This is a genomic window from Acidovorax sp. FHTAMBA, from assembly GCF_038958875.1.
Classification (GTDB): domain Bacteria; phylum Pseudomonadota; class Gammaproteobacteria; order Burkholderiales; family Burkholderiaceae_C; genus Acidovorax.
In genome coordinates this window covers 2,179,869-2,192,616 of record NZ_CP152407.1, presented here as the reverse complement: position 1 = coordinate 2,192,616, position 12,748 = coordinate 2,179,869, and the positions used below count along the sequence as shown (strand labels likewise).

At 64.3% G+C, this 12,748-nt stretch carries 11 protein-coding genes; 6 read left to right on the top strand and 5 right to left on the bottom strand.

The genetic code is table 11. From position 1 onward, the window contains the following. Nucleotides 1-14: 14 nt before the first annotated feature. Nucleotides 15-1,661 carry a methyl-accepting chemotaxis protein gene (locus AAFF19_RS10295; protein ID WP_342721761.1) on the bottom strand — a complete coding sequence of 549 codons (1,647 nt, stop codon included), beginning with the start codon at nt 1,659-1,661 and terminating at the stop codon, nt 15-17. Between the two features lie 175 nt (nt 1,662-1,836). On the opposite strand from AAFF19_RS10295, the gene pstS reads away from it, so the two are divergent. The 3 genes from pstS (at nt 1,837) to AAFF19_RS10280 (ending at nt 5,364) form a co-directional block, all read left to right on the top strand. Then, nucleotides 1,837-2,934 (top strand): phosphate ABC transporter substrate-binding protein PstS, encoded by a 1,098-nt coding sequence (gene pstS, locus AAFF19_RS10290; RefSeq protein ID WP_342721760.1) that lies wholly within the window; start codon nt 1,837-1,839, stop codon nt 2,932-2,934. Between the two features lie 113 nt (nt 2,935-3,047). Then, on the top strand, nt 3,048-4,574 hold the full coding sequence (locus AAFF19_RS10285) for a CYTH and CHAD domain-containing protein (RefSeq protein ID WP_342721759.1): 1,527 nt from the start codon (nt 3,048-3,050) through the stop codon (nt 4,572-4,574). A gap of 76 nt (nt 4,575-4,650) precedes the next feature. Further along, on the top strand, nt 4,651-5,364 hold the full coding sequence (locus AAFF19_RS10280) for a 3'-5' exonuclease (RefSeq protein ID WP_237707285.1): 714 nt from the start codon (nt 4,651-4,653) through the stop codon (nt 5,362-5,364). Between the two features lie 54 nt (nt 5,365-5,418). Here AAFF19_RS10280 and AAFF19_RS10275 read toward each other — a convergent pair whose 3' ends face one another. Further along, entirely contained in the window at nt 5,419-7,509 is a 2,091-nt protein-coding gene (locus AAFF19_RS10275) for an NADPH-dependent 2,4-dienoyl-CoA reductase (RefSeq protein ID WP_342721757.1), read from the bottom strand. A gap of 73 nt (nt 7,510-7,582) precedes the next feature. On the opposite strand from AAFF19_RS10275, the gene AAFF19_RS10270 reads away from it, so the two are divergent. Continuing rightward, entirely contained in the window at nt 7,583-8,215 is a 633-nt protein-coding gene (locus tag AAFF19_RS10270) for a TetR/AcrR family transcriptional regulator (RefSeq protein ID WP_342721756.1), read from the top strand. 14 nt (nt 8,216-8,229) lie between these two features. Here AAFF19_RS10270 and AAFF19_RS10265 read toward each other — a convergent pair whose 3' ends face one another. Further along, nucleotides 8,230-8,457 carry a SlyX family protein gene (locus AAFF19_RS10265; RefSeq protein ID WP_008906148.1) on the bottom strand — a complete coding sequence of 76 codons (228 nt, stop codon included), beginning with the start codon at nt 8,455-8,457 and terminating at the stop codon, nt 8,230-8,232. A gap of 7 nt (nt 8,458-8,464) precedes the next feature. Next, a complete protein-coding gene (locus AAFF19_RS10260) occupies nt 8,465-9,655 on the bottom strand; it encodes a PLP-dependent aminotransferase family protein (RefSeq protein ID WP_342721755.1) in 1,191 nt (396 codons plus the stop codon). 200 nt (nt 9,656-9,855) lie between these two features. On the opposite strand from AAFF19_RS10260, the gene nth reads away from it, so the two are divergent. Further along, complete coding sequence (nth, locus tag AAFF19_RS10255) at nt 9,856-10,494, top strand: endonuclease III (RefSeq protein ID WP_342721754.1); 639 nt, start codon at nt 9,856-9,858, stop codon at nt 10,492-10,494. Nucleotides 10,495-10,697: 203 nt separating this feature from the next. Further along, the gene (locus tag AAFF19_RS10250) at nt 10,698-11,831 is read left to right on the top strand and encodes a GGDEF domain-containing protein (RefSeq protein WP_342721753.1); all 1,134 of its coding nucleotides are present in this window, start codon (nt 10,698-10,700) and stop codon (nt 11,829-11,831) included. A gap of 124 nt (nt 11,832-11,955) precedes the next feature. On the opposite strand, the gene AAFF19_RS10245 is transcribed toward AAFF19_RS10250, so the two are convergent. Beyond that, entirely contained in the window at nt 11,956-12,744 is a 789-nt protein-coding gene (locus AAFF19_RS10245) for a hypothetical protein (RefSeq protein ID WP_342721752.1), read from the bottom strand. Nucleotides 12,745-12,748 lie beyond the last annotated feature (4 nt).

Genomic DNA, 12,748 nt, shown 5'->3' with positions numbered 1-12,748 from the left:
CCGCTTTTTTTGCGTCAGTGCGCGGGCAGCGACAGCGGCCGGGAGGATGTGGCCCCACCGTGCAACGCCGGCACCGTAAGTCCCACCGGCCCCCCGGTCAACGCCACATCTCCGCCCCCAGGGGACGACGGCGCGAGCTGAAACTGCTGGACAACTTCCAGCAGGCGCCGCACCTGGTTTTTCATGCCATTGGATGCGGACGAACTGTCATCCACGAGCAGGGCGTTCTTCTGCGTCGCAGCGTCCAGTTGGCGCACGGCCTCGCCAATCTGCGCGATACCGCGGGCCTGCTCCTGCCCGGCGTCCTTGATCTCACCCATCAGCGCCATCACGCCACCCACCCTTTGCACGGTCAGGGCCACGCGTTCACCCGCCTGGTCAACCAGGGTGGCGCCCCGCTCCACGCTGCGCACGCTCGCCGCGATCAGCCCCCGGATCTCCCGGGCTGCCGTGCTGCTGCGCTGGGACAAACCGCGCACCTCACCCGCCACCACGGCAAAGCCGCGCCCCTGCTCCCCCGCACGTGCAGCCTCGACGGCCGCGTTCAGGGCCAGCAGATTGGTCTGAAACGCGATGTCATCGATCACCTTGATGATGTCGGTCACCTTCTGCGACTGCACGCTGATCTCCAGCATGGTCGCAATCACGTCGTGCATGACCGTGCCACCTTCATGGGCCACCCGGGCGGCTTCCTGCGCAAGCTCGGTGGCCCGGTGGGCGTTGTCGGTGTTGTGCTGCACGGTGACTGTCAGTTGTTCCATCGATGCGGCCGTCTCCTGCAGGTTCGATGCCTGCACCTCGGTGCGGCGTGCCAGGTCTTCGGTGCCGTCGGCGATCAGCACGGCCTCCTGCGCCACGGTTTCGGTGCTTTCGCGCACCTCGGTGATCACGCGCACCAGCTGGTGGTTCATCTCGCGCAGGGCGCCCAGCAACTCGGCGGTTTCGTCGCTGCCGCGAACGTCGATGCGGGCAGTCAGATCGCCGCCCGCGACCGTGCGGGCAAGCACGACGGCCTGGCCCAGGGGCCTCGCAATGGAACGGGTGATGACCCAGGCCATCGCAGCTCCTGTCATCAAGGCCAACGCCGTGGCCGCCAACATCCACCAGTGGATGGTGTCGCTCAATGTGTGCGCTCCAGCAAACTCGGCAGCCGCCACATCGATCTGCATAGCCACCAGGCGCTCGATGGCCTCCTGCACCTTGACGGCGTTGGGGCGGATCTGGTTGATGTACAACTCGGAACCGTCGTCGTATTTGCCCGCCACCAATGCAGTGGAAGCGGGGATCAGGCCTTTGTCGAGGTAAGTGGCGTTGGCGTTGGCAAAGGCCTGCGCCAGGGCCTGCTCGTCGACGCTCAGGGGTTTGACGGCATAGTCATTCCACAAGGTCTGGATGCGCTCGACATTGGCGGTCAGGGCTGAGTGGCTGGCCTGCAGGTTGCTGGTGCCCGGATCCATCAGCATGTCCATCACCAGCACCCGGTTGCGCTGCGTGAGATGACTGATTTCAGCTAGCACGCCCATGGGCACGGTACGGTCGCCGTACAGCGCGGCGCTGCGCTCTGTCAATCGCTTGGCTCCACTGATGCCGCCCGCGGCCACGGCCGATATCAGCAGCAAAAGCACTGCGAACGCCAGTCCCAAGCGGGTACCAATTTTCATTTTATGAAGCATATGAATCTCTTGTAAACGTCCACCGGATATTGCCGCAGGGCTGCATTGCCCATGCGGATCTTTACCTGATGTCAAAGATACTAATTGTTTCAAATGACAGAATAGTGACGACCCGAGACATTCAATCACTTTTCCGATACGCTAAAATTCGCGCCGCCTTGATATGATTAACATCAAAAATCTTCTGGACATGAAATATTTTTACTTCGCATTCTTGCTGTCGCTTGGGCTGATACCCGCAGACCACGCCAATGCTCAGAATGTGACCGGCGCTGGCTCATCCGCAGCCGCTCCCATTTACCGCAGCTGGGCCAAGGCCTATTTCAAGGCCACCGGTAGCAAAGTGGACTACGACCCCGTCGGCTCCAGTGCGGGCATGAAAAAAATCCAGCAGCAGGCCACCGGCTTTGGGGCCACGGATGTCTATCCACCCGAGAAGGACCTGATGGAACACGGCCTTCTGGCGCTGCCCGTGGCCATCACGGGCATTACTCCCATCGTCAACCTGCCCAAGGTGCAAAGTGCGCAGTTGCGCCTGGACGGGAATGTGCTGAGCCGGATCTTCATGGGGGAAATCAACCGCTGGAACGCGGTGGAAATCACCGCACTGAACCCCGAAATGTCTCTGCCTGACCTACCCATCAAGGTGGTGGTGCGTGCAGATGGCTCGGGTACCACCTATAACTTTGCGGACTACCTGGGCAAGGTCAACCCCCAATGGAAGGCCACCTACGGCACCAAGACAAGCATTGCATGGCCTGCCGGGTTTCTCGCCTTCAAGGGTAGCGATGGCGTGGCCAAAGGCGTGCGCGACACCTTGGGTGCCATCGGCTACTTGGACTTTGGGTATGTAGCCGAATATGGTCTGGCTGCCGTGCAGATGAAAAATGCCGAAGGCGTGTTTCTCGGGCCCTCCATTGATGGGTTCAGGGCGGCCCTCTCCCATAGCGACTGGTCGGCCTCCGGAGCTTTCCACAGCACACTGACCCAGCGCCCAGGCAAATCGGTGTGGCCGATCACCATGGGCACTTTTGTGGTGTTTCCCAAAGTGACCCAAGCCCCTGAGCAGACAGCCCAGGCGCTCAAATTCATTATCTGGTCATTCTTGAATGGCGACACCCTGGTGCAAGAGAATAATTTTGTGCGCCTACCAGACCGCGTACAGGCCTCGGCATTCAAACTCATTACATCGATTCGTGATCACCAGGGAAAGCCACTGGGAATGAGTTTGATGTCATCCTTGAACTCCTTCGCACAATAATCAATTTTGATTTAATCATACATATTGCATGATATATTACTATTGGCCGTGGTGCGATTTTCAGCGCTGACGCGCCCACAACGAGCAGATATTTCAGGATAATTTTGCTCCACATGGAAATCGAGTTCAAATTCTGCATCCCCGCGGAGCGCGTGGCAGGCGTGAACGCCGCCATGCGCCGAGGCCGTTTCGAGCCCATCCGCATGGAAGCGCGCTACTTCGATACGGCAGATGGCGCGCTGTCGTCCCGTGGCATTGCTTTTCGCTTGCGCCGCGAGGGCGATCAGTGGGTGCAGACCGTCAAGGCCCTGGGCGATGGCCCGCTGGACCGGCAGGAGCACAACGCCGCACGCGGCCCGGCCACCGCAGGCACCGTGCCCGAGCCCCTGCCCCGACTGCACACGGGCACTGTGGCAGGTGCCCGGCTGCTGGAGGCGCTGCACGCCGCCAGCGGCCCGTTGACCGAAACCTACGGAACCGAAATGGACCGCATCACCCGCGAAATCACCCGGCAAGGGGCGGTGGTAGAGCTGGCACTGGACACAGGGCGGGTTGTGGCCCACCGTGGGACCGCGCAACAGCGCGAGGCACGCATTTGCGAGCTGGAGCTGGAACTCAAGGCCGGGCCGGTGGCAGGCCTGGCAGCGCTCGCCAGGCAATGGGCCACACGACATGGACTGTTTTTGAGCACGGTGTCCAAGGCCGAGCGGGGCGAACGGCTACTGACCGTGCCCGGCAACCACTCGCACCGCAAGACCAGACCTCTGTCCACCATTGACCAGCAACTGCCGACAGGAGCAGCGTTGCAGCGCGCCGTGGTGGCGCAGTGCTTGCAGCAGATCCTTGGCCCTGCCAGCGACCTCGCCGAGGGCTCACGTGACGACGAGCACATGCACCAGCTGCGCATTGGCATCCGCCGCCTGCGCACCGCCCTGCGCGAGCTGGCGCCCCTGGCCCCCGGCGGCCTCGACCCCGCCTGGGAGCCGCCGCTGGTGCAGGTCTTCCAGCATCTTGGCCACCTGCGGGACCGCAGCCAAGTGTTGCAACGCATCGGGGCAGAACTGCGCGCCGCCGGAGCACCCCATCTGGAGATGTTGGGGGATGGGTCAACCGGTTCCGCGCCCGCGGAGCACATCGTGCGCGATGCAGCCTTCCAATGCGCGCTGGTGGGCCTGATGGCCTTCACCACCCAGGGCCTGGATGGCGCCACCGGCAGCGAACCGGCGGGTCTGGCTGCAAAAGACACTCGCCGCTGGGTGCAACAGCGCCTGCACACACTGCATGCCCAGGTGCACAAAGGCATGCAGTGCTTTGCCGAACTCTCCCCCGACGCCCAACACCGCCTGAGAAAACGCCTCAAACGTTTGCGCTACCTCACCGAGTTTGTGGAGCCGGCTTTGGATGGGCCCAGCGCGCGGTTTCTGGACAGCCTGCAGCCTGCGCTGTCGGCTCTGGGCCGACTCAACGACGAGCGCGTGGCCGCGGCGTTGTACCGGGAGATTGCCGAGGCGGGCGAACCGAACGCCTGGTTTGGCGTGGGCTGGCTGGCGGCACACCAGGAGTTGGCTATCACGGCCTGCGCAGAAACCTTGTTGCAGATCGCGAAAGCTCCCCGCTTGCGCAAAGCCGGTAAGCGCTGAGGTGGCCAGGAGGCCACGCCGTCGCGGCTCCATCAAGCCCGCCCGCCCGCACCTGCCGCACGGCACAATGGTCAGCATGACGGATTCTCTCCCTGACCCGCGCCTGCCGCACCCTGGCACGCGCCAGCACACTGCACGCACAGCCCAGCACCCCACGCCAGACAAAGACCAGATCGCCCTGCTGGAACCCTTTGAGCGCCTGGGCATGGACCGCATTGCGCTGGTCTCCACGCCCGCGCAGGCCGACGAGGCATGCACCGATCTGGCCACCGCCAGCGCCTGGGGTTTTGACACCGAATCCAAGCCCACCTTTGTGCGCGATGAGCCGTCGGACGGGCCGCACATCGTGCAACTGGCCACGCTGGAGCGGGCCTGGGTCTTCCAGCTCCACAACCCCGGCTGTCGCGCCCGCGTGGCCGAGCTGCTGGCGCTGCGCGGCGTGACCAAGGCAGGCTTTGGGCTGGGCGACGATACCAAGCGCATCCAGCACAAGCTGGGCGTTCAGCCGGCCGACGTGCTGGAGCTGAACACCGTGTTCCGGCAGCAGGGCTACCGCAAGGACATGGGCGTGAAAGGCGCGGTGGCCGTGCTGTTCAACAAGCGCTTCATCAAATCCAAGAAGGCCGCCACCTCGAACTGGGCCAACGCCCGGTTGACTGAAGCACAGTTGGTCTATGCAGCCAACGATGCGTGGGCGGCGCTGCGGGTGTTCCACGCGCTGCAAGGGCCTGACAGGCAGCATACAGCGGCACCACCATCACCCATTCACTATAAAAATAGTAGCTACTAGCGCTTATCCACCAAGCCTTTACGGCCAATTTTAATCAAAATTCGGCCATGCACTTCACAGCCGCGCCGCCAGCCGGGCCGCCTGGTCGATGGCGCGCTTGGCATCCAGCTCGCCCGCTTCCAGCGCACCGCCAATGCGGTGCGGCTTGTGGCCCGCAGCCTCCAGCGCCTGCGCCAAGCTGAAGAGTGGCACCTGCCCCGCGCACAGCACGACGGTGTCGCACGCAATCCACGTGGGGTCGTCGCGCTTTTCGCCATAAGACACCAGCAGGCCCTCGTCGGCAATGCGCTCGTAGTTCACGCCGCTCACCATCTGCACTTCTTTCATCTTGAGCGTGGTGCGGTGGATCCATCCCGTGGTCTTGCCCAGGCCCGCGCCGAGTTTGCCCTTCTTGCGCTGGAGCAGCGTCACCTGCCGTGCAGGGGGCGTTACGCGCGGGCCGCTGGCGGCCAGGCCACCGCGCGCATCGGCCGGGTCGGTGATGCCCCACTCGGCCTTCCAGGCGGGCAGATCGAGCGTGGTGGAGGGGTGGTCGCCATGCGTGAGGAATTCGGCCACGTCAAAGCCGATGCCGCCCGCGCCGATGATGGCCACACGCTCGCCCACCGGCTTGCCGTGGCGCAGCACGTCGATATAGCTCAGTACCTTGGGGTGGTCCTGGCCGGGGATCTTCGGGTCGCGCGGCTCCACGCCGGTAGCGACGATGACTTCGTCAAAGCCCACCAGGTCGGCGGCCTGCACGCGCTGGTTCAGGTGCAGCTGCACGCCCGTGTCCTCCACCCGCGTGGCCAGGTAGCGCAGCATTTCGTGGAACTCTTCCTTGCCCGGCACCACCTTGGCCATGTTGAGCTGGCCGCCGATGGCGGGCGCGGCGTCGAACAGATGCACCTCGTGCCCGCGTTCGGCGGCCACGGTGGCGGCTGTGAGGCCCGCAGGCCCTGCGCCCACCACCGCCACACGCTTGCGCGACGACACCGGGCGGTACACCAGTTCGGTCTCGTGGCACGCACGCGGGTTCACCAGACAGCTGCTGGTCTTGTTCTGGAACACGTGGTCCAGGCAGGCTTGGTTGCAGGCGATGCAGGTGTTGATGCGGTCGGCCCGGCCCTCAGCCGCCTTCTTCACAAACGCTGCGTCGGCCAGCAGGGGCCGCGCCATCGACACCATGTCGGCGCAGCCATCGGCCAGCACCTGCTCGGCCACCTCGGGTGTGTTGATGCGGTTGGACGTGACCAGCGGCGTGGTGATGCCTGCCGCCGCAAACTCGGCCTTCATCTTTTGTGTGACCCAGGCAAACGCTGCGCGCGGCACGCTGGTGGCTATGGTGGGCACCCGTGCCTCGTGCCAGCCAATGCCGGTGTTGACGATGTTCGCCCCGCCCGTGGCCACGGCCTTGCCCAGCGTCACGATCTCGTCCCAGGCGCTGCCGCCGGGCACCAGGTCGATCATGGACAGGCGGTAGATGATGATGAAGTCCGGCCCCACGGCCTCGCGCATGCGGCCGATGATCTCCACCGGCAGGCGCATGCGGTGGCTGTAGTCGCCGCCCCATTCGTCACGCCGAAGGTTGGTGGCTTGCGACAGGAACTGGTTGATGAAATAGCCCTCGGAGCCCATCACCTCCACGCCGTCGTAGCCGGCCTCGCGCGCCTTCACGGCGCAGCGCACGAAGGCGCGAATCTGGCGCTCCACCCCGCGCGCCGACAGCGCGAACGGCGTGAAGGGTGAAATAGGCGACTGCAGGCGCGACGGGGCCACCGCCAGCGGGTGGTAGGCATAGCGGCCGGTGTGCAGGATCTGCAGCGCAATCTTGCCGCCCGCGCCATGCACCGCGTCGGTCACCACGCGGTGGCGCCTGGCGGCGCCCGAGGTCGCCAGCGTGCCCGCAAATGGCTTGGCCCAGCCCGCAATGTTGGGTGCGAACCCGCCGGTCACGATCAGGCCCACATCCCCCTCGGCCCGCTCGCGGAAGTACGCCGCCATGCGTGAAAGGTCGCGCCCGTCCTCCAGCCCGGTGTGCATGGAGCCCATGAGCACACGGTTCTTGAGGGTGGTGAAGCCCAAGTCCAGCGGGGCAAGCAGGTGTGGGTACAAGGCGGTGCCAGGCAGGGAGGCAGCGGCTGCAGAGGCGGCAGGAGCGGCCATGGGAGGAGAGGAGTGCATGGAAGGATCGCGGACTAGAAGTATTTTCTAGAACTTTATTCTAGAATCCAGTTCCATGGCAAGCCGCATTTCCCCGCCCCCCAGCTCATCCCCTGCCGAAGCACCCACCGACCGCCGCCAGGACATCCTGAACGCCGCCCTGGCCTGCGCGGCCGAGGGCGGCGTGGATGCGGTCACCATCGACGGCGTGCGTGCGCGCTGCGGGGCCAGCGTGGGCAGCATTTATCACCACTTTGGCAACCGCGACGGCATCGTGGCGGCGTTGTACTTCGACATCTTTCACGACCAGTCGCGCAGCGTGCAGGCGCAGCTCGATGCCGCCCAGAGCGTGGAGGCGGGCGTGTTGGCCCTGGTCACGGGCTATCTCGACTGGGTGGTGGCGCAGCCCGAGCGGGCGCGTTTTCTGTTCCAGGCCCGGGGCGCCGTGGCAGCCGGCCCACGCACGCCCGACCTTGCCGAGGCCGCGCGGCGCCGCAACCAGGCCCTGGTGGCCTGGTTTGAGCCGCACCGGCAGTCCGGCGCGCTGCGCAACCTTCCTTGCGAGCTGATGCCCTCGCTGGTGATGGGGCCCGTGCAGAGCTATTGCAGGGCCTGGCTGTCGGGCAACGCTGCCTTGGGCGGACTGCCCTCGCCTACCACCTATCGTGCAGAGCTGGCGGACGCAGCCTGGCGGGCTGTGAAGGCTTAGATCGAAAAATCAGATCAGTAGTGCGGCGGCAGCTCGTCGCGCAGGTTGCGCGGGCCATTGGAGCCACCTTCGGGCGCCTGCTGGCGCAGCTGGATGACCTCGTGCGTCAACCGGTCGATCAGTTGCTGCTGCTGGTAGATGGTCATGTTCAGCTGGTCCAGCAGGTCTTCGGTAAAGCTGGCCTTGATCTCCAGGCTTTCCAGGCGCTGGAGAACGTTGGCGAGATCGTTGGTGTCAGACATCGACTTTTCAGATGGCCTGACCCAGGCGCGCCACGCCTTCGCGGATCTTGTCCACATCGGCCGTGGCAAACGACAGGCGGAAGGTGGCGTGGTCAGGGTTGGCGCAGAAGAACGGCGTGCCGGGCACAAAGGCCACGCCCTTTTCAATAGCGCGCTTGGCCAGCACGTTGCCGTCGGCCACCTTGCCGCCCGCACCGGTGAGCCGCGCCCACACAAACAGGCCGCCCTGGGGCTGCACAAATTCGATGGCGTCGCCCAGGTCGTTCCGCAGCGCGTCGCCCATGGCCTGGGCGCGTTCGGCGTACACCTTGCGCACGTGGGCCAGCGTGGCGGGCATGCGACCTGCCTTGAGGTACTGCGCGGCCGTGGCCTGCGCAAAGGTGCTGGTGTGCGCATCGCTGAACTGCTTGCACATGGTGGCCTTGGCCAGCAGCTCGGCCGGGGCAATCATCCAGCCCACGCGCAGGCCGGGCGACAGCACCTTGCTCAAACTGCCGCAGTGCACCAGCAGCTCACGGCTACCCGGCACGGTGGCCGACAGGTTCAGCAGGCTGGGAGGTGGCGCGTCGCCAAAGTACAGGTCGCCGTAGGGGTCGTCCTCGACGATCAGGGTGTTGTGCTTGACGGCCATCTCCAGCACGGCCTTGCGGCGTTCCAGGCTCAGCATGGCGCCGCTGGGGTTGCCGAAGGTGGGGATCAGGTAGACGAACTTGGGCTTGTGCTCGGCGATGAGTTTTTCCAGCTCGTCGGTTTTCACACCGTTGCCATCGATGGGCGCACTGATGAGTTCGGCACCGTAGAGGCGAAAGCACTGGATGGTGGCCAGGAAGGTGGGGCCTTCCACGATCACCTTGTCGCCGGGGCTGATGAGCGTCTTGCCCAGCAGGTCCAGCGCCTGCTGGCTGCCGGTGGTCACGATCAGGTTGTCGGCCACCACATCTTTGGCGCCCTTGGCTGTCATGAAGGCTGCCAGTTGCTCGCGCAGCGGGTTGTAGCCCTCGGTCGCACCGTATTGCAGCGCAGCGCCGGGCTCTTCGGTCAGAGCGGCATTGCTGGCGGCGCGGATGCCTTCCACGTCGAACATCGCGCTGTCGGGGAAGCCACCCGCAAAGCTGATGATGCCGGGCTTGCCCAGCAGCTTGAAGAGCTCGCGGATGGCGGAGGTTTCTACGTTGTTCAGGCGGTCGGCAAATTGCATGGCGTGGACAGGGTGGTTGGCGAAAGATCACGCATTGTCGCCAATTGGCGAGCAGGTTTCCTGCGGCTTACACTGCGTCGGCCTGTGCGTCGGCCTGTGCGTCGGCCTGTTGCAGGCGCCGCCGTTGCAGCGCAGCGGCTGAACAGCGCACCCCTTGCCACCGCACGCCCTTCGACTCCCCACCCCCACCCAACCCACCGATGAAGACCGCGCAGATTGAACCCTTTTTTGCCACCCTGAAGGCGGCCAACCCCCTGCCCAATACGGAGCTGGAATACACCACGGTGTTCGAGCTGCTGGCCGCTGTGCTGCTGTCGGCCCAGGCCACCGACGTGGGCGTGAACAAGGCCACGCGTCGGCTGTTCCCGGTGGCGGGCACGCCGCAGGCCATTGTCGACCTGGGACTGGAACGGCTGGAGGGCTACATCAAGACCATCGGCCTGTACAAGAGCAAGGCGCGGCACCTCATGGAAACCTGCCGCATTCTGGTGGAGAGCCACGCCGGCGTGGTGCCCCGCACCCGCGAAGCACTGGAAGCCCTGCCCGGCGTGGGCCGCAAGACCGCCAACGTGGTGCTGAACGTGGCCTTTGGCCAGCCCACCATGGCGGTGGACACACACATATTTCGCGTGAGCAACCGCACCGGCCTGGCGCCCGGCAAGAACCCTTTGGCGGTGGAAATGCAGCTGATGAAGCGTGTTCCTGCGGAATACGCCGTGGATTCACACCACTGGCTCATCCTGCACGGCCGCTACGTGTGCCAGGCGCGCAAGCCGCGCTGCTGGGAATGCGCGGTGAGCCCGTATTGCGACTACCGGCCCAAAACGCCGGCGCCCTGATCTCGGCCCATTAGCTATATTTTTAATAGCTGTCAGCGCTTTACCACAAAGCGCCAGCGGCCAAAAATGCTTGAAAATCTGGCCGTAACCACCGCCCCACACCAGCGTCACCCAAGGCCTTCCGCCGCAGCGGGCCGTGGCTATACTGAGCGCCGCGTAGAAACATTTTTTTACGCCTTTATCCCCCAAGCCCGCACCACTGGATGACGAACCTCGACCCGCGTTCCATGATTGCCCTGGGGGGCTTCATGTCCGCCGTCATGGCCATGGTGCTGCTGTTCATGCGGCGACACTACCCGCCCAGCATCCGGGGCGTGGGCGGCTGGGCGGCAGCGCCCCTGATCTGGCTGGGCTCCACCTTGCTGTTCGGCATGCGCGGCGCCATCCCCGACTGGCTGGGCCTGGTGCTGGCCAACCAGCTGCTGGTGCTGGGCAACGTGACCTACTACATGGGTACACGGCAGTTCCTGGGGCAGCCCCCCACCTGGCGCACCTGGAACTGGGTGATGGCGGGCAGCACCGTGGTGTTCATCTACCTCACGTACTGGGCCCCCAACTACCCCGCGCGCGTGGGGTTTTTCACCCTGTTGATGGGCGTGCTGTATGCCGTGCAGCTGCGCTTCATGCTGCGCCACGGGGGCCGCAACTTTCCCGTGCGGCTGGTCGAAGTGGTGCTGGCGCTGCACATGCTCGTGCTGGCTGTCCGGCTCGGCTCCATCGTGGCCGGGAAGGCGGGCAGTGGCCTGATGGAAGCCTCGGTGTTCCAGACCCTCTATGTGGGCGCCTACGTGCTCACGGTGCTGATGCTGTCGATCGGCGCGGTGCTGATGGCCACCGACCGCTTGCGCACCGAACTGGAGCACCTGGCCACCTACGACTCGCTGACACAGGCCCTGAACCGCCGCGCATTGCTGCAGCGCTGCGAGGATGAACTGGAGCGCGCCCAGCGCTATGGCAATGGCCCCTCCATCATGATGCTGGACCTGGACAACTTCAAGGCCGTGAACGACACGCATGGCCACCAGCACGGCGATGCCGTACTGGTGCACTTTGCCGAACGCACCCGCCAGGTGCTGCGCCGTGCCGACCGGCTGGGGCGCTACGGGGGTGAGGAGTTCTTGGTGCTTCTGCCTGGCGCAGACACGGCTGCGGCCGTGGGTGTGGCCCAGCGCATCCACGTCACGCTCGCCTCAGGCCACCCTCTCGACTGCCAGGTGAGCATCGGCCTCACCAGCTGGACCGGGCCCCAGGAGACCCTGGACGCCATGCTATCCCGTGCCGACGCCGCGCTCTACCGCGCCAAGGCAGAGGGTCGCAATCAGACCGTCGAGGCTTGATACCCCGGGGTATATCCGATCGAGCTTGACGACCGTCTGCCCGTTCCGAACGGTTTTGAATAATTGAACGAATGGCTTTCAGCGATTGCCCAATAAGCGCCCGAAGCTATGTTTTTAGGAGCAATCAGCGTAAGAATCCCAGGCTAAAAACCTGCGGCTGCAGCTTTTCTGTAAGGGCTTGATAGACCTGCTCCAGCGGGCCAAAGGCCACTGGCACCGTATCACCAGTGGCATTACGCGCCTTGAGAGCGTTGCGGATCTGGTACCAGCCCACGTCAGGGCGGTTGAGCTTGTACTCGTCGCGTACGGAACGCGGATCGGTATGGGCAAAGTAGATTTGCCACAGTGTGCGCCCCGCATCCAGCACGGCTTGCGCCTCAGGCGACAAGGTTTTGTCGGCCAGATACTGCACCATGAAGTCGGACTCGAAGCGATCAGGCGCGCCGACCTCGGTTTCGGTGAAAGGGATGAAATGGTTGACCAGTGACCACTGCTTGCCGTTCCATTCAAGACCGTTGGCGCTGGCGGTGCGATTGGAGCGGTTGAACAGCATCCAGATCAGGCAATCGTTCTTGAACTCATCCGTGAGTGGTGCTGTGGGTCGCAAGAACTGGTCGCGGTCATTGAGCCATGTTGGAACTATCAGACGGCGGACCGCGAACACAATCGCGGATTGCCATAGATTTTTGTCTGTGATCAGGAATCCTCCGGCGCTTCCATAACCGGATGAAAAAATGACCGTGTGCTGTTCGGCGTGCTGCAAGTCATTGCCCGCGCAATCCATGCAGGCAATTGCGCCTTCAGCCCACTTGGTTCCCCTCAAATCTTTGGTGGCCGTCGCGGGTGTGACGGCATTTTTTAACGGTATGACGTTGATGTCATTGGTTTTGGGTCGAACTATCCACGCGCTCAAGTAT

What these genes read in the sequence shown, in the direction of transcription:
- AAFF19_RS10250 (WP_342721753.1), top strand. Translation starts at nt 10,698, where the DNA reads ATGACGAACCTCGACCCGCGTTCCATGATTGCCCTGGGGGGCTTCATG.
- nth (WP_342721754.1), top strand. Translation starts at nt 9,856, where the DNA reads ATGAAGACCGCGCAGATTGAACCCTTTTTTGCCACCCTGAAGGCGGCC.
- AAFF19_RS10295 (WP_342721761.1), bottom strand. Translation starts at nt 1,661, where the DNA reads ATGAAAATTGGTACCCGCTTGGGACTGGCGTTCGCAGTGCTTTTGCTG.
- AAFF19_RS10275 (WP_342721757.1), bottom strand. Translation starts at nt 7,509, where the DNA reads ATGGCCGCTCCTGCCGCCTCTGCAGCCGCTGCCTCCCTGCCTGGCACC.
- AAFF19_RS10260 (WP_342721755.1), bottom strand. Translation starts at nt 9,655, where the DNA reads ATGCAATTTGCCGACCGCCTGAACAACGTAGAAACCTCCGCCATCCGC.
- AAFF19_RS10285 (WP_342721759.1), top strand. Translation starts at nt 3,048, where the DNA reads ATGGAAATCGAGTTCAAATTCTGCATCCCCGCGGAGCGCGTGGCAGGC.
- AAFF19_RS10270 (WP_342721756.1), top strand. Translation starts at nt 7,583, where the DNA reads ATGGCAAGCCGCATTTCCCCGCCCCCCAGCTCATCCCCTGCCGAAGCA.
- pstS (WP_342721760.1), top strand. Translation starts at nt 1,837, where the DNA reads ATGATTAACATCAAAAATCTTCTGGACATGAAATATTTTTACTTCGCA.
- AAFF19_RS10265 (WP_008906148.1), bottom strand. Translation starts at nt 8,457, where the DNA reads ATGTCTGACACCAACGATCTCGCCAACGTTCTCCAGCGCCTGGAAAGC.
- AAFF19_RS10280 (WP_237707285.1), top strand. Translation starts at nt 4,651, where the DNA reads ATGACGGATTCTCTCCCTGACCCGCGCCTGCCGCACCCTGGCACGCGC.